This is a genomic window from Nocardia sp. NPDC050413 (assembly GCF_040655475.1).
GTDB lineage: Bacteria > Actinomycetota > Actinomycetes > Mycobacteriales > Mycobacteriaceae > Nocardia > Nocardia coubleae.
In genome coordinates this window covers 152,822-174,034 of record NZ_JBFAJZ010000003.1, presented here as the reverse complement: position 1 = coordinate 174,034, position 21,213 = coordinate 152,822, and the positions used below count along the sequence as shown (strand labels likewise).

General features: G+C 67.3%; 23 protein-coding genes. 14 read left to right on the top strand and 9 right to left on the bottom strand.

Annotation, left to right across the window (positions count from 1 at the left end; translation table 11 throughout):
- Positions 1 to 56: 56 nt before the first annotated feature.
- The gene (locus AB0I19_RS10600; protein WP_357147054.1) at positions 57 to 1,682 is read right to left on the bottom strand and encodes a hypothetical protein; all 1,626 of its coding nucleotides are present in this window, start codon (positions 1,680 to 1,682) and stop codon (positions 57 to 59) included.
- Positions 1,683 to 1,876: 194 nt separating this feature from the next.
- Between AB0I19_RS10600 and AB0I19_RS10595 the strand changes: the two genes are divergently transcribed.
- Positions 1,877 to 3,100, top strand: a complete 1,224-nt coding sequence (locus AB0I19_RS10595; RefSeq protein WP_357147051.1) for an acyl-CoA dehydrogenase family protein — start codon at positions 1,877 to 1,879, stop codon at positions 3,098 to 3,100.
- Here AB0I19_RS10595 and AB0I19_RS10590 read toward each other — a convergent pair whose 3' ends face one another.
- On the bottom strand, positions 3,101 to 3,961 hold the full coding sequence (locus AB0I19_RS10590) for an alpha/beta hydrolase (RefSeq protein WP_357147048.1): 861 nt from the start codon (positions 3,959 to 3,961) through the stop codon (positions 3,101 to 3,103).
- 152 nt (positions 3,962 to 4,113) lie between these two features.
- On the opposite strand from AB0I19_RS10590, the gene AB0I19_RS10585 reads away from it, so the two are divergent.
- The 4 genes from AB0I19_RS10585 (at position 4,114) to AB0I19_RS10570 (ending at position 6,325) form a co-directional block, all read left to right on the top strand.
- A complete protein-coding gene (locus AB0I19_RS10585; RefSeq protein WP_181697592.1) occupies positions 4,114 to 4,893 on the top strand; it encodes an exodeoxyribonuclease III in 780 nt (259 codons plus the stop codon).
- Positions 4,890 to 5,384, top strand: coding sequence for a ribonuclease domain-containing protein (locus AB0I19_RS10580; protein ID WP_067641336.1), 495 nt, complete (start codon positions 4,890 to 4,892; stop codon positions 5,382 to 5,384). The genes AB0I19_RS10585 and AB0I19_RS10580 overlap by 4 nt, the downstream gene beginning before the upstream one ends.
- Positions 5,384 to 5,857 carry a barstar family protein gene (locus AB0I19_RS10575; protein WP_357147044.1) on the top strand — a complete coding sequence of 158 codons (474 nt, stop codon included), beginning with the start codon at positions 5,384 to 5,386 and terminating at the stop codon, positions 5,855 to 5,857. Before AB0I19_RS10580 ends, AB0I19_RS10575 begins: the two co-directional genes overlap by 1 nt.
- Positions 5,858 to 5,950: 93 nt before the next feature.
- Positions 5,951 to 6,325 (top strand): hypothetical protein, encoded by a 375-nt coding sequence (locus tag AB0I19_RS10570; protein ID WP_357147041.1) that lies wholly within the window; start codon positions 5,951 to 5,953, stop codon positions 6,323 to 6,325.
- 30 nt (positions 6,326 to 6,355) lie between these two features.
- On the opposite strand, the gene AB0I19_RS10565 is transcribed toward AB0I19_RS10570, so the two are convergent.
- Positions 6,356 to 6,994 carry a TetR/AcrR family transcriptional regulator gene (locus AB0I19_RS10565; protein ID WP_067641341.1) on the bottom strand — a complete coding sequence of 213 codons (639 nt, stop codon included), beginning with the start codon at positions 6,992 to 6,994 and terminating at the stop codon, positions 6,356 to 6,358.
- A gap of 103 nt (positions 6,995 to 7,097) precedes the next feature.
- Here AB0I19_RS10565 and AB0I19_RS10560 point away from each other — a divergent pair, with 103 nt between their 5' ends.
- The 3 genes from AB0I19_RS10560 (at position 7,098) to yhjD (ending at position 10,235) form a co-directional block, all read left to right on the top strand.
- Positions 7,098 to 8,075 (top strand): oxygenase MpaB family protein, encoded by a 978-nt coding sequence (locus AB0I19_RS10560; protein WP_357147039.1) that lies wholly within the window; start codon positions 7,098 to 7,100, stop codon positions 8,073 to 8,075.
- Positions 8,076 to 8,140: 65 nt separating this feature from the next.
- Positions 8,141 to 9,172 carry a tryptophan--tRNA ligase gene (trpS, locus tag AB0I19_RS10555; protein ID WP_181697589.1) on the top strand — a complete coding sequence of 344 codons (1,032 nt, stop codon included), beginning with the start codon at positions 8,141 to 8,143 and terminating at the stop codon, positions 9,170 to 9,172.
- A 43-nt stretch (positions 9,173 to 9,215) separates the two neighbouring features.
- Positions 9,216 to 10,235, top strand: a complete 1,020-nt coding sequence (gene yhjD / locus AB0I19_RS10550; protein WP_357147036.1) for an inner membrane protein YhjD — start codon at positions 9,216 to 9,218, stop codon at positions 10,233 to 10,235.
- Position 10,236: 1 nt separating this feature from the next.
- On the opposite strand, the gene AB0I19_RS10545 is transcribed toward yhjD, so the two are convergent.
- The gene (locus AB0I19_RS10545; protein ID WP_357147034.1) at positions 10,237 to 11,520 is read right to left on the bottom strand and encodes a D-alanyl-D-alanine carboxypeptidase family protein; all 1,284 of its coding nucleotides are present in this window, start codon (positions 11,518 to 11,520) and stop codon (positions 10,237 to 10,239) included.
- A gap of 119 nt (positions 11,521 to 11,639) precedes the next feature.
- On the opposite strand from AB0I19_RS10545, the gene AB0I19_RS10540 reads away from it, so the two are divergent.
- Together AB0I19_RS10540 and AB0I19_RS10535 are read left to right on the top strand one after the other, a co-directional pair.
- A complete protein-coding gene (locus AB0I19_RS10540; protein WP_357147032.1) occupies positions 11,640 to 13,142 on the top strand; it encodes an MFS transporter in 1,503 nt (500 codons plus the stop codon).
- Positions 13,132 to 13,728: a TetR family transcriptional regulator gene (locus tag AB0I19_RS10535; protein ID WP_357147029.1), complete on the top strand. Its 597-nt coding sequence runs from the start codon at positions 13,132 to 13,134 to the stop codon at positions 13,726 to 13,728. The genes AB0I19_RS10540 and AB0I19_RS10535 overlap by 11 nt, the downstream gene beginning before the upstream one ends.
- Here AB0I19_RS10535 and AB0I19_RS10530 read toward each other — a convergent pair.
- Positions 13,725 to 14,408 (bottom strand): ester cyclase, encoded by a 684-nt coding sequence (locus AB0I19_RS10530; protein WP_225282035.1) that lies wholly within the window; start codon positions 14,406 to 14,408, stop codon positions 13,725 to 13,727. The two genes, AB0I19_RS10535 and AB0I19_RS10530, sit on opposite strands and share 4 nt — an antisense overlap.
- 154 nt (positions 14,409 to 14,562) lie before the next feature.
- Complete coding sequence (locus AB0I19_RS10525; protein ID WP_357147026.1) at positions 14,563 to 15,459, bottom strand: phenylalanine 4-monooxygenase; 897 nt, start codon at positions 15,457 to 15,459, stop codon at positions 14,563 to 14,565.
- A gap of 159 nt (positions 15,460 to 15,618) precedes the next feature.
- On the opposite strand from AB0I19_RS10525, the gene AB0I19_RS10520 reads away from it, so the two are divergent.
- Entirely contained in the window at positions 15,619 to 15,837 is a 219-nt protein-coding gene (locus AB0I19_RS10520; protein ID WP_067641359.1) for a type II toxin-antitoxin system VapB family antitoxin, read from the top strand.
- A 60-nt stretch (positions 15,838 to 15,897) separates the two neighbouring features.
- Positions 15,898 to 16,566, top strand: a complete 669-nt coding sequence (radC, locus tag AB0I19_RS10515) for a DNA repair protein RadC (protein ID WP_357147023.1) — start codon at positions 15,898 to 15,900, stop codon at positions 16,564 to 16,566.
- 14 nt (positions 16,567 to 16,580) lie between these two features.
- Here radC and sph read toward each other — a convergent pair whose 3' ends face one another.
- Positions 16,581 to 17,540, bottom strand: a complete 960-nt coding sequence (gene sph / locus AB0I19_RS10510; protein WP_357147021.1) for a sphingomyelin phosphodiesterase — start codon at positions 17,538 to 17,540, stop codon at positions 16,581 to 16,583.
- Between the two features lie 120 nt (positions 17,541 to 17,660).
- Positions 17,661 to 18,554, bottom strand: coding sequence for a fructosamine kinase family protein (locus tag AB0I19_RS10505; RefSeq protein ID WP_357147018.1), 894 nt, complete (start codon positions 18,552 to 18,554; stop codon positions 17,661 to 17,663).
- A gap of 168 nt (positions 18,555 to 18,722) precedes the next feature.
- On the opposite strand from AB0I19_RS10505, the gene AB0I19_RS10500 reads away from it, so the two are divergent.
- Together AB0I19_RS10500 and AB0I19_RS10495 are read left to right on the top strand one after the other, a co-directional pair.
- A complete protein-coding gene (locus tag AB0I19_RS10500; RefSeq protein WP_067490801.1) occupies positions 18,723 to 19,952 on the top strand; it encodes a cytochrome P450 in 1,230 nt (409 codons plus the stop codon).
- A gap of 28 nt (positions 19,953 to 19,980) precedes the next feature.
- On the top strand, positions 19,981 to 20,694 hold the full coding sequence (locus tag AB0I19_RS10495) for a TetR/AcrR family transcriptional regulator (RefSeq protein WP_357147015.1): 714 nt from the start codon (positions 19,981 to 19,983) through the stop codon (positions 20,692 to 20,694).
- On the opposite strand, the gene AB0I19_RS10490 is transcribed toward AB0I19_RS10495, so the two are convergent.
- Positions 20,695 to 21,192 (bottom strand): hypothetical protein, encoded by a 498-nt coding sequence (locus tag AB0I19_RS10490; protein ID WP_357147012.1) that lies wholly within the window; start codon positions 21,190 to 21,192, stop codon positions 20,695 to 20,697.
- Between the last annotated feature and the right edge of the window lie 21 nt (positions 21,193 to 21,213).

Below are 21,213 nucleotides of genomic sequence, written 5' to 3'. Positions count from 1 at the left end.
AACCACGAAAGCCGTGTGGGCGAACGTATTCACCCACACGGCCTTCGGCGTCGACATCAGTGCTGACGCGGCAGCAGATGCACGCCGTGCTTGTCCGTCGACAAGGCCAGCGACGAGATGTACTGGATCTCGCCCTCGGGGCCGGGGACGGCCGAGGCGATCATGTCGGGACGTTCGAACTCCAGGCCGGTGACGTGGCAGGGGAGTAGTTCGCCCGAGGGGTTGCCGTGTTCGTCGAACATGGGGGTCTCGATGCCGTCGTCGGAGCGGCGCAGGTAGTACTTGCCCTTGGTCGCCAGCGCGGTGAGCGGGGTGGCGATGAACGACACGAGGACCGCGACCAGCGGGGAGTACGGCTTCAGCAGCTCACCGAACAGGCCGAAGAAGGTCATGATCGACAGCGCCGCCGACAACCCGAAACCGACCAGGCCAACGGGGTTGAAGTCGTAGAGCATGCCGCGGCGGAACTCCGGCACCTTCGGCGAGATCTTCAGCAGGTACTTGTTGACCGCGATATCGGTGGCGACGGTGACGATCCAGGCGATGCCGCAGTTGGCGTAGAAGCCGAGGATGCTGTTGAGGAAGTCGAACATGTTGGCTTCCATCAGGATCAGCGCGACAACCAGGTTCACCACGAGGAACACCAGGCGACCGGGGTAGGTCTTGGTGACACGGGTGTAGGAGTTGGTCCAGGCCAGCGAGCCGGAGTAGGCGTTGGTCACGTTGATCTTGACCTGGCTGATGACCACCAGCACCACCGCGAGGGTCATGGCCAGCCAGCCCGGCACCATGTCCTTGTAGATCTCCAGGAACTGGTGCACCGGCTGGTTCGCGATCGACTGCGCCGCAGGCAGATTCGCGATCAGATACACCGCGAGGAACAGGCCGACGACCTGCTTGGCCGCACCGAACAGCACCCAGCCGGGCCCGGCAAGCAGCATCCAGCCCCACCACTTGGCCCGGTTCTCGGGGGTGCGCGGCGGCATGAAGCGCAGGTAGTCGATCTGCTCGGCGATCTGAGCGATCAGCGACAGGCACACACCGGCGGCCAGCAGCGCACCGGACACGCTTACACCCTGGCCGTCCTTACCGCCGTAGGCGAAGAACGAACCGACCGATTCGGGGTGGTTGAGCAGCAGGAACCCGAACGGCGCCACCATCAGCAGCAGCCACAGGGGAGTGGTCCACACCTGCAGTTTGGCCAGGGTGTTCATCCCGTAGATGACCAGCGGGAAGATGATGATCGTGGAGAGTAGATAGCCCATCCACAAGGGAATTCCGAGGCCCAATAACAGGCCCTGAGCCATGATCGAACCTTCGAGCGCGAAGAAGATGAAGGTGAACGACGCGAACACGATATTGGTGATCACCGACCCGTAGTAACCGAATCCGCTACCGCGTGTGATCAGGTCGAGATCGATGTTGTAGCGCGCCGCGTAATAAGCGAGCGGAAAGCCGGTGAGCATCACGACGATGGCGAAGATACCGATGCCGATCAGGGCGTTTCCGGTGCCGTGCGCGATGCCGATATTGGCGCCGATCGCGAAATCGGCCAGGTACGCGATGCCGCCGAGCGCGGAGATGCCGACGACCGCCGGGCTCCATTTTCGGTAGCTCCGGGGGGCGAAGCGCAGCGTGTAGTCCTCGAGTGTTTCTTTGGCGGCGGTATCTGCTCCGGCCATTTACCTCTCTCCTTCATCCGCTGCCGCTCGAATTCGGCGACTCACCGACGGTCGTGCACGGATGTAGACGGGTATTTTCCGATTCGTTACGCCGCTGTTACGTACCGCGAGGGTGACCGGGGTCACCGAAACCGTCCACACCGAAACAAGCACGGATGTATGTTTCGCAGAAGGACGAACGTCAGGAGCGAACAGTGTTCGAGTGGTCCGAAACCGATCTGATGATCCGCGATGCCGTGCGGACCTTCATCGACAAGGAGGTCCGCCCGCACCTCGACGCCCTCGACAGCGGCGAGATGCTGCCGTACCCGATTCTGCGAAAGCTGTTCAGCCAGTTCGGCATCGACACCATGTCCGAGGACATGGTCACCAAGATGCTCGCCAAAGAGGAGAGCGGGGAGGGTGGCTCGGGCAAGCGCAGCCCGTTCGGTGATCAGCAGTCGATGATGGCGGTGCTCATCAGCGAATTGTCCGGCGTATGTATGGGTTTGGTGTCCGCCCTCGGCGTGAGTATCGGCCTGGGCGCCACCACCATCATGTCGCGCGGCACGCTCGCGCAGAAACAGCGCTGGCTCGCCGACATCGTCACCCTGCGTAAGGTGGCTTCCTGGGCGATCACCGAACCGGACTCGGGCTCGGATGCGTTCGGCGGCATGAAGACTCGCGTCGAACGCGACGGTGAGGACTACATCCTCAACGGCCAGAAGACCTTCATCACCAACGGCCCGTGTGCCGACGTGATCATCGTCTACGCCAAGCTCGACGAGGGCGACGGCGCCGACAAGCGTGACCGCAAGGTGCTCACCTTCGTGCTCGACAAGGGCATGGCGGGCCTCACCCAGGGCAAACCGTTCAAGAAGATGGGCCTGCACTCCTCACCCACCGGCGAGCTGTTCTTCGACAACGTCCGGCTCGGTAAGGACCGGCTGCTCGGCGAGACCGAGGACCACCGAGGTGGTGACGGAAGGGAAAGCGCCCGAGCGAGTTTCACCGCCGAGCGGATCGGCGTGGGCTTCATGGCGCTCGGCGTGATCGAGGAATGTCACCGGCTGTGTGTGGATTACGCGCGCAACCGCACCCTGTGGGGTCAGGAGATCGGGCGCTTCCAGCTGATCCAGCTCAAGCTGGCCAAGATGGAAGTTGCGCGGATCAATGTGCGCAACATGGTCTTCAACGTGCTCGAGCGCGGCAAGGCCGGTAAGCCGCCGAGCCTGGCCGAGGCCTCGGCGATGAAGCTGTACTGCTCCGAGGCCGCGACCGAGGTGGCGATGGAGGCCGTGCAGCTGTTCGGCGGCAACGGGTACATGAGTGAGTACCGCGTCGAACAGCTCGCCCGCGACGCCAAGTCGCTGATGATCTACGCCGGCAGCAACGAGATCCAGGTGACCCACATCGCCAAGGGGCTGCTCGCGCGCTGATCACACCGCGCGCAGGTGCCCCCGGCTGGCGTAGATGTGCTCGGCGATGAGCGTCGCGATCCGGTCGGGGGCCTCCAGCATCGGCACGTGCCCCACCCCGTGTACCAGGATGCGATCCGCCGACGCGGGGAGTTCGCGCAGGTAGTGGGTGGCGTAGACGCTGTTGGGGATGATCCGGTCGTGCTCGGCGAGCAGCATGCGGATGGGTGTTTCCAGTTCGGCGAGGTCGTCCATGCCGGGCGCACGCAGGCTGCCGAGGATCAACGGCACGATGACGTCGCAGTGCAGTGCGGCGATGAGTGTGGTGACCAGTTCGTGGCGTGGCACGGCTCCGGTGCGTTTGGTCAGCAGCAGCGCCGTGGCGTGCTGCACCAGCCGGTTGTCGATCGCGATGTCACCGAGACGCCTGCCGACCGCGACGAACGGCAGCAGCGACGCGAACTTGGCGCCGATCCTGATCTGGGTGATCGAGGGCGAGGCCCAGCCGCCCGCCGCCGCGATGGTGGTGAGCGTGCGGGCCCGACCGCGTCGCGCGAGCTCGAGACCCACCCAGCCGCCGAGCGAATTGCCCGCGATATGGCAGGTGCGCCAACCCAATTCGTCGAGCTGGTCCTCGATCTGGTCGGCCAGGGCGTACACGTCGAGCGTCCAGCCCTCGACCTTCGGTCCGCCCCAGTGCCCGGCGAACGCGGGCGCGTACACCTCGCAGTGGGCGGCCATGCGGTGGGCGACCTGCTCCCAGCAGTGTGGCGACAACATGAATCCGTGCAACAGCAGCACCGGGTCGCCGGACCCGAGATGCAGGGCCGCGATCGGCTCCGGGCGGGCGGGGGACTTGGCGGTGCGTGACGTCATCGTCATCACCCCTTCCTGGACGACAGTGTCCTGTTACCCGAGGTTACGCGGGGGAACCGCCGAGCGCGGGCTGTTGCCGTGCCGGCGATCACAACGTTCGCGCCGCCGGGTTGTTCCCCTACACGTGGGGGAATACCCGCCGATGTACCGTCCTACGCGTGGCAATCATTCTCTCGACCGTGAACGTCAACGGCGTCCGCGCGGCGGCGACCAAAGGCATGCTCGCCTGGCTCGACGCCACCGAAGCCGACATCGTCTGCCTGCAGGAGACCAGGGCCACCGACGCGCAAACCGCCGCCGCGCTGGCTCCCGCACTCGCGGCCGGGTGGGTGCTCACCCACGCCGAACCGGAGTCGAAGGGCCGCGCGGGTGTCGGCATCCTGTCGCGGCGCGCGCCCGACGCGGTGCGGATCGGCTTCGGCAGCACCGAGTTCGCCGCGTCGGGGCGCTACCTCGAGGCCGACTTCGGCGAACTCACCGTGGCGAGTGTGTACGTGCATTCGGGCGAGGAGAACACACCCAAGCAGGACGAGAAGTACCGCTTCATGGCCGAACTCGGCGCCTACCTGAAGGCCAGGACCGGCGAGTTCGTGGTGAGCGGTGACTGGAACATCGCGCCCGCCGAGGTGGACCTGAAGAACTGGAAGGGCAACCAGAAGTCGGCGGGCTTCCTGCCCGAGGAACGCGCCTGGATCGCCGAACTGCTCGCCGCGGGCTACGTCGACGTGGTCCGCGCCCTGCACCCCGATGTCGCGGGCCCGTACAGCTGGTGGTCCTACCGCGGCCGCGCCTTCGACAACGACTCCGGCTGGCGCATCGACTACCAGCTCGCCCGAGGGGAACTCACCGGCCGCGCCAAGCAGGCCGTCGTCGAACGCGCCGCCGCCTACGACCAGCGCTGGTCCGACCACGCGCCGGTTACTGTGCAATACCGATGAACATCTCACGGAAAACTCTCGGTCTGCTCGGCGGACTCGTCCTTGTCCTCGCCGCGCTCGGTCTGACGCTGTTCGGTGGTCGTGGTTCGGATACGACTACGGCGGCGACCACCACCCGCGCGGTCGCGTCGTCGACCGCGCCGAAACCCGCGGCACCTGCGGCGAAACCGTCGGCGAATCCGTCGGCGGCGCCGGTCACGAAGGTGGCGGGGGTGCCGGATCGGGCCTACGCCACGCTCGTCGAGATCGATGCGGGGCGCTGGCCGGATTCGGCGAACGCGCCCGGCACCAAGGGTGGCGAGCAGTTCATGAACCGGGGAACCAAACTGCCGCCCAAGGATTCGGCGGGCAATCCGGTGAAGTATCAGGAGTGGGATGTGAATCCCAAGCAGCGCAACCGGGGTCGCGACGCGGAACGCATCGTCACCGGCAGCGACGGCAGCGCCTGGTACACCGGTGACCACTACGAAACGTTCACGAGGATGCGCTGATGCCGATGACGCTGTCGCAGTTCCTTGCCCGCCCACCCGCCGACGCGCCCGCAGCGGTCGACGCACCGGTGCTCGGCGCCATGGCGGTGGATGCCAACCAGTTCAGCGCCATCCGCTACGACGCCCCCGCCGACTACCGCGTGCGCGAACTGCGCGGCACCAAGATGCGCGATGTCACCACCCTGTTCGACGAGTTCGCGGCCGCCTTCCAGTTCCCGTACTACTTCGGCGCGAACAAGGACGCCTTCGACGAATGCCTGCGCGACCTCGACGATTTCGTCGGCGACGCACCCGGTTACGTCGTGGTGGTCCGCACCGCCGACGACCTGCTCGCCGACGAGCCCACCGAACGCGCCTGGTTCGAGGCTGCCATGCGCGACTGCGCCGCCTACTGGTCGCGCCGCGATGTGGTGTTCCGGGTTGTCCTGCAAGGCGACCCGGTTACCTTCGGTGCGGTAGCGATCAGCGGATGATGCCGAGGGAATTGGCGTCTCCCGCCTGCTGATCGGCCCGCTTAACGTTGCCGCCGGTGCGGCCGATTCGAGGCCGCCGGTGAGGAGAACACGATGAAGCGAGTACTGGCGAGTGCGGGCGTTGTGGCCGCGATCATGGCGGCGGGCCCCGGAATCGCGGCGGCCGGTGCGGCGGTGGCGCCGGTAGCGGGCCCCGCGGTCGGGTCCACCGAGGATTTCCCCGGTGTTGCCCTGCTTCAGGCACTCGGACTCGGGTCCTCGCAGCCGTGCGACGGCATCATGCTCGACACGTGCGTGCCGACCGGGCCCGCGAGCGCCCAGCAGGCCATCGCGCAACCGGTCGCCGACAGCGGATCGGGGCTGCTGAATCAGGACATCAACTCGGTGTTGGGCTACGCGATCGGCTGGCTGGCCAGCGGATCGTCGGAGCCGTGCTACAGCTTCGGCCCAAACTGCGCTTGGGAATGAAGCGCGGCGTGTGAACCCGGTCGGCGGGTCCTAGCGATAGCGGCCGGCCAGGTCGTCGCCGAGTAGTACGAAGACGTCGGTGATCTGGTCGATCAGTTCCGCGCGGGTCAGGTCGAGATCGCCCGCGAGCCACGTCGTCAGGGTCTGGGTCAGGCCGCCGACCAGGTAGATCGCCCGGAAATCGACCAGGTTCTGCGGTACGTCGCCGCCGTAGAAGCCGGTGCCCTCGGCGGCGACGAGCCGGGCGAACGCGCGAACCGTTCGCGCGGTGCGCGCGCGGAGTTCGGGCGTGGCCATGCCGGCGATGAGCGCGGCGCGGGCCTTGCGTGGGTCGTCGAGCAGAACCGCCACGCCCGCCTCGATCGCCGCGTGCGCCTGGGCGCGGCTGTCGGGCGGCGCACCGGCCAGGGCCGCCATGATGGCGGCGGCCAGTTCCTCGGCGATGCGATCGAGCAGTGCTTCGAGCACGCTCTCGCGTCGTTCGAAGTTCTCGTAGTAGTAGCGCTCGTTGAGGCCGGCGCGGGCACACAGCCCCGCGACGGTGAGTTTGGCCTGCCCGTCCTCGGCGAGGATGTCGAGCGCCGCGTCCAGCAGCGCTGTGCGGCGCTGCGCCTGGCGTTGTTCGGCGGAGACGCCCCCGTATGTCCGTTGTGCAGCCACGGGCTCCATTGTGCTGCCACCGTCCGTTCGCGGGTGTTTTGGTAGAGACTCTTGCCAGATTACCAATTCTGGAGGATTCTATTGCCAGATGCACTCGACGAGGAGGCGCGACATGGCCGCACGGCAGGGCGAACCCGGATATTTCGCCGACGATTCGATGATTCGCAGGGTGATGAGCAAGCGCGCGGTCGGCGTCACCTACGGTCTGCGCGCCCTGGTCATCGGCGCGGTCCACCCGCTGCTGTTCGTCGGGACCAGCGAGCACACGGCCCATCGGGCGACCCCCTACACGCGGCTGGCTGTCACCGGCGCCCTGTTCGAATCGGTCTTCCTCGGCAGCAAGGCCGAGGCCGACCGGGCGCTCGCCTTCACCCGGCGCAAGCACGAGCGGGTGGTCGGCGCGCTGCCCGAGGATGCGGGTCCGCACCACCGGGCGGGCACTGCCTACGCGGCCCTCGACCCGCACCTGATGTTCATGACCATGGCCTTCACCTTCGATTCCGCCGAGGTGATGTACGACCGGCTGGTCCGCGAACTCGCCCCGACCGAACGCGAGGACCTCTATCAGGACTACGTGCGCTGGGGTGAGCTGTTCGGCATGCCACGCGAGGCCGCCCCCGCCGACTACCCGGCCTTCCGTCGTTACTTCGACGCCTACCTCGACTCGGCCGAACCGTTCCTCACCGACGAAGCCGAGCTGGTCGGCTCCTACCTGGCCGGTCATCGCAAGGCCTACCGGTTGCGCCCACCCGTCGAACAGGTCGGCAGCGCGCTGTATCTGCTGGTCCAGGGCAGTCTGCCCCCGCGTATCCGGCGGATGTACGGCATCGAGTGGGACCTCGCCGACGAACTCGCACACCGCGCCCTGTGCCGCAGCATTCGCACCGCGCACCTCGCACCGCCGCTGGCGCCGCGCGTGCTCGCCGGTGCGCTCGCCGGCCGGAGCACCCCGTCCTATCAGCTGCTCGCCCGCCGCGAACAGCACATGATCCGGCAGGGGAAGCCGAGCATGCCGGGCGTCGATCCGCGCAACTGGGTGCAGCGAAATTGCGGTGCGACCGGCGGGCCCGGAGGCGGTAGCGCAGCGTAACCACGCAGGGCCCTCGGGAGCACCGCCAGACAAATCAGTTTGAGCGGCGTGGAAAGATTGGGGGCATGTCCAGTCCTGCCCCGGCCGCGACGGCCGAACGTAAGCAGCGGGTGCTGTCGGGCATCCAGCCCACCAGCGACTCCTTCCACCTCGGCAACTACCTGGGTGCGCTGCAGTACTGGGTGACGATGCAGGACGACTACGACGCGCTGTACTTCATCCCCGACCTGCACGCCATCACCGTCAGCCAGGATCCGAAGGCGCTGCGCGCGCGCACCAAAGCCGCTGTCGCCCAGCTGCTCGCCCTCGGCATCGACCCCGAGAAGTCGACCCTGTTCGTGCAGAGCCAGGTGCCCGAGCACGCCGAACTGTCGTGGGTGCTCAGCTGCATCACCGGTTTCGGCGAGGCGGGCCGGATGACGCAGTTCAAGGACAAGTCCGCCAAGCAGGGCGCCGAGAACGCGACCGTCGGCCTGTTCACCTACCCGGTGCTGATGGCCGCCGACATCCTGCTCTACCGTCCGCACCAGGTGCCCGTCGGCGAGGATCAGCGCCAGCACCTCGAGCTCACCCGAAACCTGGCCCAGCGCTTCAACACTCGCTTCAAGAAGACCTTCGTCGTGCCCGAGCCGCACATCGTGAAGGGCACCGCCAAGATCTACGACCTGCAGGATCCGACCGCGAAGATGAGCAAGTCCGCGGCCAGCGACGCCGGGCTCGTCAATCTGCTCGACGATCCGAAGGTCACCGCGAAGAAGGTGCGCTCGGCCGTCACCGACACCGGCCGCGAGATCGTCTACGACCCCGACACCAAGCCGGGCGTGAGCAACCTGCTGGTGATCCTCAGCTCGCTCACCGAAACCCCGATCGTCAGCTTGGAACAGAATTTCGCGGGTAAAGGCTACGGTGAGCTCAAGGCCGAAGTGGCCGACGCGCTGGTCGAATTCGTGACGCCCGTGCAGAAGAAGGTGAAGGACTATCTGTCGGATCAGGCAGAGCTGGACCGGATCCTGGCTTCCGGGGCCGAGCGGGCGCGTGAGATCGCAGGCAACACACTTGCCCAGGTGTACGACCGGGTCGGCTTCCTCGCTCGCTGACCCGGTGCGCACCTGAGGTTTCGGCTGAAGAGGGGCGCGTGTCATGCAGTTGATCGACAACATCTCGGCCACTGTCGAGAAGCAGGTCAAGAGCAGGCCTTGGCTGGACCATCTGGTCCGGGCCGGTGGGCGGTTCCAGCGTCAGCGCGGTGACTACTACGCCGCGGGCATCACGTATTTCACTGTGCTTTCGCTGTTTCCGCTGCTGATGGTCGCGTTCTCGATCGCGGGTTTCATTCTCGCCGGGCAACCGGACCTGCTGAACGAATTGCAGGGCAAGGTGATCGAGAAGGTACCCGGTGCCTTCGGTGAGCAGATCAACGACCTCATCAAGCAGGCGGTCGATTCGCGCGGCACCGTCGGTGTGCTCGGTCTGCTGACCGGTCTCTACACCGGTCTCGGCTGGATCGCGAACCTGCGTGCGGCGCTCACCGAGCAGTGGGAGACCCAGACTCCCGACAAGCCGTGGTGGCGGGAGAAGCTGTCCGATCTCGGCGCGCTGTTCGGCCTGTTCCTCGCCCTCGTCGTGTCGCTCGGACTGTCGACGGTCGCCAACAGCGGACTCGCCGCGAAGCTGCTGAAAACCTTTGGCCTCGACGGTGTCCCCGGCGCGTCGGTGGTGTTGTCGATCGTGTCCATCGCGCTGGGGATGATCGCCTCCTGGGCGGTGTTCGCCTGGGTGATCGCCCGGCTACCGCGCGAACCGGTGTCGCTGCGCAGCGCGGCGAAGGCGGCGGCCATCGCCGCGGTGGCATTCGAGATCTTCAAGTTCGTCGGCGCCATCTACCTGCGGATGGTGCTGTCGAGCCCGGCGGGCGCCACCTTCGGTTCGATCATCGGTCTGATGGTCTTCAGCTACATCACCTTCCGCATCCTGCTGTTCGCCACCGCGTGGGCGGCGACCTCGTCGGACAACGACCACACCGAGATCGCCCCGCCCGCCCCGGTCGTCATCCAGCCGCGCGTGGTCGACAAGAACCTGTCCACCGGTGCCGGTGCGGCCGCCTTCGGCGCGGGCGCGCTCGCCGCCCTGGCCCTCGTCGTGTTCGGTCGCCGCCGGTAGCTCAGCGACTGCGCCAGGCGCGGCGGGCCAGGAACAGCAGGGTGAGGATCAGGACCGGGCCCGCGACGAGCGCGGCGATGCGCGCCCCTTCGTGGGCGGACCGCGAGATCTCCGGCCGGCTGCCGTCGGCGCGCGGCGGGGGTGAGGCGAGCGGGACGCTCGGCTGGATCATGTCGTCGCCCACTTCGGGGAGCTTGCCGATGCGCGCGTCGGAGTCGAGGGCGAAGCCGTAGTCGAGCAGGCGTGCGGCCTGCTCCCAGGGGCGGATGGGGCGCACGTCGGCCTGCAACAGGGTGACCACGAGGCGGTGTCCGTCGCGTTCGGCGGCGGCCACGAAGGTCTGGCGGGCGTCGTCGGTGAAGCCGGTCTTGCCGCCGATGGCGCCGGGGTAGTTGTAGAGCAGCTGGTTGTCGTTGCCGATGGGGAAGCCGGGGTGGTCCTCGTCGCCGGGGATCTTCGGGTCGGCGGGGTAGCCGGGGAAGTCGACCTGTTCGGTGTGGATGAACTCGGCGAACAGCGGGATCGACATCGCCTCCCTAAACAGCACCGACAGGTCGTAGGCCGAGGTGCTCATCCCGGGGCCGTCGAGGCCCGACGGCGTGGCCGCGCGAGTGTCCATGGCGCGCAAGGACTTCGCGAGGTCGTTCATCTTCGCCACCGCCGCCTTGTCGCCACCGAGCTGGGTGGCGATGGCGTGTGCGGCGTCGTTGCCGGAGCACATGATGAGGGCCTGCATGAGCTGACGGTTGGTGTAGCGGCCGCCGGGCCCGATGCCGACGCGGGTGCCGTCCACATCGGCGTCGGCTTGGGTGCCGACCACCACCTTGTCCAGATCGAGGGTGCGCAGGGCGACGATGGCCAGTGCCACCTTGATGGTGCTGGCGGGGCGATAGCGGCCGTGCGGGTCCTTGGCGGCCAGCACGCGTCCGGTGTCGAGGTCCGACACCATCCACGCGGTCGCCGAGATGTCGGCGGGCAGCGGTGCTGCCCCGACCGGCAGCACCACGCCGCATTCGCCGAGCCGGTCGCCGCCGATCGGCTTGCCGGGAACCGGCAGTTCGGCGGGCGCCGATTCGCCCGGCGCCGGGACCTCCGAGGAGTCGATCGGGGCCGGTGGCCTGGTCTTCTGCGGGCAGCCGTCGGTGTTCGGCGTGGTGAACGGTGTGGTGGTGGTCGAGCCGGTGGGGCTGGGCTGGGCCTGTGCGGGACCGAGCGTGAGAGCGGCCGCGGTGGCGGCGGCGCCGAGGATGCAGGCGGCGCGCACGCCGTGTTCGCGGATCTTCATCAGCGCAGAGCCTAGCGAGCCGACACGCCGATTTCCCGTCGAGCCCATGCGCCTATTGACACCCACCTCTAAATGAGAGTTACTAGCAAATGACAGTAGCTCTCATTATTGGAGGAGATATGCGGACCGACGACACCCGCCGCTGGCTGGCGCTCGGAGCGCTCGCCGTGGCGATGCTCACCATCGGACTCGACGTCACCGTGCTGACGGTGGCCATTCCCACCCTCGCCGTCGACCTCGACGCGAATACCGCTGCGCTGCAATGGTTCAGCAGCGCCTACACCCTCGCCCTCGCCGCGCTGATGCTGCCCGCGGGCGCACTCGGGGACCGCTACGGGCGTAAGAAGGTCCTGCTGTGCGCCCTCGTGCTGTTCGGCCTCGCCTCGCTGGGCTGTGCCTTCGCGACCACCGCCGGGCAGCTCATCGCCGCGCGCGTGGTGCTCGGTGTCGCCGCGGCGGCGATGATGCCGCTGTCGATGGCGGTGATCCCGGTGCTGTTCAGCGACCAGGGGCAACGCCAGCGCGCGCTCACGGTGTGGGTCACCTCGACCGCCCTCGGGTTGCCGCTCGGCCCGGTCGTCGGTGGTTGGCTGCTGCGCAATTACTGGTGGGGTTCGGTCTTCCTCATCAATGTGCCGCTGGTGATCCTCGGTACCCTCGCGGTCATCTTTCTCGTTCCGGAATCGCGCGGCGACAAGGCCTTTCGCATCGACCTGCCCGGTGCCGTGCTGGCGGCGCTCGGAATGCTCGGACTCACTTACGGTTTCATCCGGATCGGCGAATACGGATGGGGTGAGGCGGCGGCCTGGGCGATGATCGTCGCGGGTCTCGGTGCGCTCGCCGTGTTCGGGTGGTGGCAGCGGAGGGCCGCGCACCCGCTCATCGATACGGCCCTGTTCGCGTCGTCCGGATTCCGCTGGGGCACAGCCATTTCGCTGATGGTCAGCTTCGCCATGTTCGGCATGTTCTTCACCGTGCCGCAGTACTTCCAGGCCGTCCTCGGCGTCGACGCGCTCGGCAGCGGACTACGGTTGCTGCCGATGATCGGCGGGCTGGTGATCGGCAGCAGGCTGGTGGATCTGCTGTTGCCTCGCTGGGGTATCCGGCCGGTGCTCGTCGCCGGGTTCCTCGTGCTCGCGGCCGGCATCGGTCTCGGCGCGCTCACCCGCGTCGACAGCGGTTACGGACTCACCGCCACGTGGACGACGGTCCTCGGCGCGGGCATGGGAATGGTGATGCCCGCGGCCATGGGGTTGGCGATGAGCGAGCTCGACACCGCGCGATCAGGCTCGGGTTCGGCTCTGCTGCAGGCACTTCGGCAGGCGGGTGGCACGATCGGTGTCGCCGTGCTCGGCACCGTGCTCGCCACCGTCTACCGCGCCGATCTCGGCGAGCTGAACCGGCCGCCGATCTCCGACGGAGTCAATGCGGGAGTCACCGCGACCGCACACGACCCCGTCGCGCTGCAGGAGGTGCGGCACGCCTTCGTGCTCGGCATGGACACCATGCTCGGTGTGTGCGCGGTGGGATGCCTGCTCGCGGCTGTCCTGGTGGCGCTGGCCTTCGGGCGGCGCCACGCCGTGACAGCCGACGATGCGGCAGAATCGCTGCATGTCGGTTGAGACGTCGTTGCGCGCGCGGAAGAAGGAGCGGACCCGCCGAACCATCCGGCTCGAGGCGTTCCGCCTGTTCCGGGAGCAGGGCTACACCGAGACGACCGTCGAACAGATCGCCGCGGCCGCCGAGGTCTCCCCGAGCACCTTCTTCCGCTACTTCCCGACCAAGGAACAGCTCGTCATGGCCGACGACCAGGACGCGCTGATGATCGAGGCGCTGGCGGCGCAACCACGGGGCCAGAACCCGCTCACCGCGGTCCGCCGGGCCACCGAGGCGGTGTACGCGTCGATGTCGGCCGAGGATGCCGCCTTCGAACAACAACGGCAGAAACTGCTCTACCACCTGCCGGAACTGCGCTCGGCGATCGGCCTGGAATTCCAGCGAAGCATCGACCTGGCCGCCCAGTTGCTCGCCGACTACACCGGCCGCCCGGTCGACGACTTCGAGGTCCGGGTGGCGGCGGGGGCGATGGTCGGGGCGATGCTCGGCATCGTCACCACCGGACCGGTGGACGCCGCCAAGGTCGGCCATGCCCTCGACCTGCTCGAGGCGGGCCTGCCGTTCGACGACGACAGGCCCGCGAGCTCCTAGTCGGCCTTGCCGTGCTGCACGGGGCAGCCGTGCGCCAGCGGGCCGAGCAGCTGATTGTTGTCGTAGAAGTGCTCGAGCTCGACGATGCGCAGGTCCTCGGTGACGCGGGCGATGGTCACGCCGTACATCTCGATCTGCTCACCGGTGGGCTGGTGGCCCTTGTACTCGCCGTCGTACTTGCCCCAGTGCCGCCAGCGGAAGCTCACCGTCGGCGGGCCCGACAGCACCTCGAGCACCTCCCAGAAGAAGCCACCGGGGAAGGCCGTGTGGAAGATCTTGTGCGAGGACTCGAAGGTCTCGTTCGCCGACTCGTAGTACGGGTTGTCGCCGATCAGGATGTTGTAGCTGCCGATCCGCGCGAATTCCTCCGCGTCCTGCCACACACCGCCGTTGACCCGGCCGCGGTACTGCTCGGCGACCACCGACAGCCAGGTGGCGGGGTCGGCCTTGTGCGAGACCTCCATCTCGAAGACCTTCACCAGGTCCTCGACGATGGCCTCGAGCGAACCGGGCGCGTGCTGGGCGACGCGCTCGCGGGGGATCACCTCGTGGCTCAGTTCGTAGTCGGGAACGTTGCCGCGCCACTGGTCGGGGGTCGCCGCGGCGATCACCGCCTCGCGGCCCTGCAGCCACAGCGGGGCCTCCGGCTCGGGATTCTGATCGTCGCGCGTATCAGTCACGTCCACAGTCATATTCGGTCTACCCGACCCTTTCGCAAAGCTTGAAGAACGGGTCGAACCTACCGCCGCGACTTTGCCCGCGCGCACCCTGGTCCCATTATGTGAGACGCATCGGAATTGCCAAGTATATTCTGCGCCAACGGTTTACAGCCGACTACGCGGCGGGGTGAGCACGGCCGCCGAGCCGGGCCGGGGTGTCGTCGTCCATGGTCGCGAAGAATTCGCCGAGCACGTCCACGAGCTGATCCACCGAATCGGCACAGAACAGCACCGGCTGGTAATGGGTGATGTCGTAGCTGATGGTGCCCATCTGCGCCACGTCGAGCGGGCGCAGCGTCGCCTGGCGGAATTCGTCGATCTCGCCGTAGGACGACAGCAAACCCGCACCGTAACAACGGATCTCTCCGTCTTCGCGAACCACGCCGAATTCCAGCGAGAACCAGAACACGTCGGCGAGGAACTTCAGCGCGGCATCGGTCTCCAGCCGTCCGACCGCCGCGCCGACGGTCTCGTACAGACTCGCGAAGCGCGGACTCGCCAGCTGGTTGGCGTGCCCGATGATCTCGTGGATCGCATCGGGTTCCGGCGTGTACAGCGGGGCCGAATGGTGACGGATGTACTGGGTGGAATGGAAGGTGCGGTCCACGAACGAACCGAAGAACTCGCGCAGCGGGACAAGCCCGGCGGCGGGTACGTACCGGAAACCGGTGAGCGGATGCAGCAGCCGTGAGACGTCGTCGAGCTGGGGGATGTGGTCGCGCGGCAGGGCGAGCCGGGCGGCCGCCTCGCGCACCTCTCGGCAGGCGTACACCTCGTGCTTGCGGGCGAGCTCGGCCGAGGCGATCCGCCAGACCCGCTGCTCGTCGTCGGTGTAGTCGATGCGCGGGACGGGTTTGCCCGGCTGGTAGTCGAGGGCGAGCGCGGCGATGGCATTGCGCCTGGTGCGGTAGTGCTCGTCGTCGACGCCGGGGTGGTCGTCACTCAGGTGCACAGTGACGTCGCCGTCGCGCTCGCGCGTCACCGGCGAATACAGCTGGGCCTCGGTGAACATGCCTCAAGGCAAGCACCGCTGGCGCGTCGCGACAACACACCGGTGCGCAACTACGCAAACTGCACAGTTCGCCCGCCCGAATTCGGTAACGACGCGGTGAAACGGCGGACGCGCCGACCGCGCATCGCGCAAGATTGCGTTTGTACCCGAGGAGGATGCTTGCGAAGCCTGCGGATAGATCTCGATCAAGAACTGCTGGATGCCGCCGCCGAGATCATGGGCACGGCCGACAGCAACACCACCGTCAACGAGGCATTGCGGCGGATCGTCGTGCACGAGCGCCAGCTGCGCAACCTCGAACGGCTGATGGCCGATTCGGTGTTCAGTCCGGAACCACACGATATCGACACGGATTCGCCCGCGGTGGCTGAGCGATAGCCGAACCTGTCGGTGCCCTCTGCGAGTATCGGTCTCGTCACCGATGACGTAGGGGGGAATGTGTCGGTACCGATCGCGAATCTGCCCGTCGCCCAGCGCCCGCGTGAGCGTTTGCTCGCGCTCGGCCCACACGTGCTCACCGACACCGAATTGCTCGCGCTGCTGCTCGGTCAGGGCACGCGCGGGCAATCCGCACTCGAACTCGCCGCCCACCTGCTCGCCGAATACGGCGGCCTTGCCGAACTCGCCGCCGCCCGCCCCGAGGAGCTGGCATCGCAGGCCGGGATCGGCCCGGCCAAGGCCGCCGCCGTGATCGCCGCGTTCCACCTCGGCACCCGTTCACGAACCAGCGAACCGGTACCGAGGCTCACCGCACCCGACGACATCGCACGCGCCGCCGCCCCGCTGTTCGCGGGCGCCCGCGTGGAACGCCTGCTCGTCCTGATCTGCGACACCCAGAACCGCCTGCGCCACCGGGTTTTCGTCGCCGAGGGCGCCATCGACCACGTCGCGGTCCCCGTCCGCGAAATCCTCAACACCGTCCTGCGCCACGACGGCCGGGCTTTCGCCGTAGTCCACAACCACCCCTCCGGCGACCCCACCCCCAGCCCCGACGACCGCCGAGCCAGCACCCTCCTCTACCAGGCCGCCGCCACAGTCGGCCTCCGCTACCTCGACCACGTCGTCATAGCGGGCGAGAACTGGGCAACGGCCGCGCCGTATCCGTAACAGTCTTCGCCGCGTCAGCCGGTGTAGCCGAAGACCGGGTAGTGGTCGCTGTAGTCGGTGTAGGTGTAGGTGGTGCCGTCGGCGGTGACGCTCCAGCTCGGGCTCTTGGCTCGGCGGGTTTCGTTGACGTAGCGGTCGGGCACGGAGTGGCCCTTGATGGGGAGCACGTAATCGAGGTGCTCCGAGGCGTATTCGGGGCCGTACTGGTCGCGGCAGACCGAGTTGTCCGCGCAGTCCCAGGAGAAGGCGTGACCGGTGTGCTGGGGGCCTACGGCAGCGAGATCGGCCAGCATGGCACCGTATTCGGGACTGGATTCGATCACGTTCATATCGCCCGCGACATATACCGGCTCATCGGCCGGAATCCGCTCCGCCGCGAGGAAGGCCTTGATCTGTGCGCGCTGCTTCGCCCGCACCTGACCGGGCTGGCCCGAGCTGCACCCGTCGTCCTCGGACTGCATGTGCGTGCCGATCACGTGCACCGGACCGCCGGGCGCGGCGAGCTTCACATACGCGAAACCCTTGTTGGAGAACCAGTCCGCACCACACGCGTCCTTGTACACGAACTGCACCTTGCGGCTGATCGGCCACCGGCTCGCGATCGCGACACCGCCGTCCTCGGGTGTGGTTGCCGAGTACGAGCCCTGGGTGGCATCCCAACCGGAGCGGGTGCGGCCGACCACCGGCGTCTGATTCGGGAAGTCCCGCTTCAGGTTGTTCAGCAACTGGTCGCCCGCCTCGTTGTGGAACAGCTCTTGGAGAACCACGACATCCTGCCCTGCGAGGACGTTCTGCTGCGCGATGAGGTCGGCGCGCTGCTCCTGCCCCCAGTTCGGGTAGAGGGCCTCGGCGAGCATGAAGACGTTGTAGGAGGCGATCTTCGGATCGGACTTCGGCGCCGCATCCGCGGGGACGGCGACGGGCAGGAGGGCGGCTGCGCCACAGACCGCGGCGAGCGTCAATCGTTTGAACATGAGGCAGTTTGGTCACATGACCAGTTCTGCGACGACCGCTCGAGCGTCCCGACATCGAATCGTTACGCGGAACGTAAATTTGTAAGCCCTGGTTCAGGACCTGTTGGTGCCGAGTGCGGCCTATCGATACCGGGCGGCCGCGTCGAGGACGGCGGCGCGATAGGAGCGGCCGAACAGGACGGCGTGAACCAGGAGCAGGGGAAGTTGATGGAGTGGGATGCGCTCCTGCCAGCCCGCCTCGAGCTGATGGATTTCGTTGTACGCGGCGGTGATTCGGGAGAGGTGGGGCGCGCCGCCGAAGAGGAAGAGCGTGGCCAGGTCGGTTTCGCGGTGGCCACCGTGCGCGGCGGGATCGATCAGCCATGGGGTGTCGGACGGGCCCCAGAGGATGTTGCCGGGCCACAGGTCACCGTGGATCCGGGACGGCGGTTCGGCGGGGGCTTCGAGGTGGATCGACTCGACGGTGGTGGCATCGGCCGGGTCGAGTGCGCCCGCATCGACGGCGAGCCGCAGGAACGGAAGGATTCGGCGTTCCTGGAACCAGCTCGGCCAGTCGTGGCCGGGGGTGTTGTCCTGCGGCAGGCTCCCGAGGAAACCGTCGACTGGAGCGCCGAATTCGGCCGCACCGGCGTTGTGCAGCCGAGCGAGCCCCGCGCCGAATCGTTCGGCGGCGGCCGGGGAGGGTTCGGCGTGGTCGACCCATTCCATGAGCAGCAGGTCGTCGGAGACGGCGTAGACCTCGGGGATCGCGACACCGCCCGCCTCCCGCAGCCGGCGCAGACCGCGTGCTTCGGCTGCGAAGAATCCCGGCGGGGCGGCCGCCGGGGCGCCGTCGGTGGGCGCGGCCGAGATCCCGCCGGGCCAGGTTTTGAGGAACAGTTGGGTGCCGTCGTCGAGGCCGATGCGCTCGGCCACCGCGATCGACCCACCGCCGACCGGGGTGGTGCGCAGGCGCTGATGCGCGAGGAAGGTCGGCAGCAGGTGCGGGTTGGCTCGCAGGTACGGCAAGTCCACGCCGCCATCTTGCCCAGCGGAGTCGGCGCGCGCACGGATTCGCGCCATCTTGCCGACCAGGTTTCATAAACAGGTATTACTAAAACCTGTTCACAAATGGGTGCGGCGTGGTTTCATCGATCAGAACGTGTTCTACATCACGTTCTGGAGTCAGCCGAAGGAGACACCGTGACCAGCACCGATATCCCCGCGGGATTCGATTTCACCGATCCCGACCTGCTCGCGCAACGCCTGCCGATCGAGGAGTTCGCGCAACTGCGGCGCACGGCGCCGGTCTGGTGGTGCGCGCAGTCCGACCGGGCGAGCGGCTTCGACGACGGCGGCTACTGGGTGGTGTCGACGCTAGCCGACATCAAGGAGATCTCGAAGAACCCCGAGGACTTCTCGTCGCACGAGAACACCGCCATCATCCGGTTCAACGAGGAAACCACCCGTGAGCAGATCGACATGCTCGGCAACATGCTCATGCTGAACCTGGATCCGCCGCAGCACACCAAGATCCGGCGCATCGTGTCCAAGGGATTCACCCCTCGCGCGGTGGAGAACCTGCGGGCCGCGCTCACCGAACGGGCCGAACGCATCGTCTGGGAGGCGAAGAAATCCGGTCGGGGTGATTTCGTGCAGCAGGTCGCGTGCGAGCTGCCCCTGCAGGCCATCGCCGAACTGCTCGGCGTGCCGCAGGAGGACCGGATGAAGCTGTTCGACTGGACCAACCAGATGATCTCCTACGACGATCCGGAGTTCGAGGGCAATCACCACACCGCCACCGCCGAGGTGATGGGCTACGCCTGGAACATGGCCGAGCAGCGGCGCGGTTGTCCGGCCTCCGACATCGTGACTCAGCTGGTGAACGCCGATGTCGACGGCGAGCACCTCGGCTCCGACGAGTTCGCCTTCTTCGTCATCCTGCTGGCGGTGGCAGGCAACGAGACCACCCGCAACTCGATCACCCACGGCATGAAGGCCTTCGTCGACAACCCCGAGCAGTGGGAGATCTACAAGGATCAGCGGCCACGCACCGCCCCCGACGAGATCGTGCGCTGGGCCACCCCCGTGCACGCCTTCCAACGCACCGCGACCCGCGACCTCGAGCTGGGCGGACAGCAGATCAAGAAGGGCCAGCGTCTCGGATTGTTCTACAGCTCGGCCAATTTCGACGAGACCGCCTTCACCGACCCGTTCCGGTTCGACGTGCTGCGCAACCCCAATCCGCACGTCGGGTTCGGTGGCACCGGAACCCACTACTGTGTCGGCGCGAATCTCGCCCGCCTGGAGATCGACCTGATGTTCAATGCCATTGCCGACGCGATGCCGAACCTGCGTCAGGTCGCCGAACCGGTGCGCCTGCGCAGCGGCTGGCTCAACGGCATCAAGCGGTGGGAAGTCGAATACTCTTGAGCCCGAACAGCAGCGAGGGGGTGGGCGGTTGACGACCAAGGCACGCGGCCGGGCGCCCGTCGTGGCCGACACCGATATCCGGCGGGTCGCACGGGCGCTGCTGGCCGAGCACGGCCCCGACGCGGTCACCCTGCGGGCCATCGCGCGCGAACTCGGCGTCACCGCCCCCGCGCTGTACCGGCACTACGATTCCCGCGACGAGCTGATCGAGCGGTTGCGGGTGGAATTCTGTGCCGATCTCGGCGACTTCCTGTCGTCGGGCATCGCGGACCTGCCCGACGACGGCGCGGTGCAGTTCCTCGCGATCTGCCGGGGTTTCCGGCGGTGGGCGCTGGCCAACCCCAGGGAATTCACCCTTGTGTTCGCCTCGCCCACCTCGAGCCGCGCCATGCTGCGCCGCTTCGACGAGCCCTTCGGCCGGATCTTCCTCGCCGCTGCGGGCCGGTTGCTGGCCAGTTTCGAAATCGCCACCCCGCCCGGCGAATCCATCCCCGTCGAACTCCGCGACGACCTCATCGACTTCCAGACCGAACTGCTGGCCATGCTCTCGGATTCGGGCCAGAAGTTCCCCGCCGAGAAATTGGACCTCGGCGTCACCTACGTGATGGTGCAGACCTGGGTTCGCTTGTTCGGCCACGTCACCCTAGAGGTGTTCGGCAACTACCCGATTCCCCTCACCGACCCCGAAGTCATGTTCGACACCATGCTCGCCGACCTCGCCCGCACAACCGGCTTCGCGTAATCACCGCTGAGCGGACACGCGATCCCGGGTGGCCGGAGTGAGGGAACCCGTCGCCCAGATCGCAAAGCCGATGTACAGCAGCTGTTCCGGGACGCGCTGCCACAGGGGAGACGCGGGTTCGCCTGCGAAGGTGACATTTTCGACGGCCGCGTAGATGTTGGCGGGCAGCAGCAGCACGAACAGCGGTACCAGTGCCCAGCCCGCGATCCGGCGCGTCCGGGTGAGGATCAGGCCGACGGCCGCGAGCAGTTCCAGCACGCCGGTGAACAGCACCATGAACCCGGGGAACGGAACGAACGACGGCACCATCGCCACCAGGTCGCCGTAGTTGGGCATCACGGTGACGCTCGACGGCATGAAGTGAGCGGAACCGGTCATCATCAGCATGACGGCCAGTGCGTGCGCGGCGGCCGCGGACCAGGAGGCGAACCGGCTGACGCCGAGCGCTCCTAGTGCCCGGAATCCCAGGAGCGAGACGAGAAGAACGACGACGATCACGGCGACTCCATAGTAGATAGT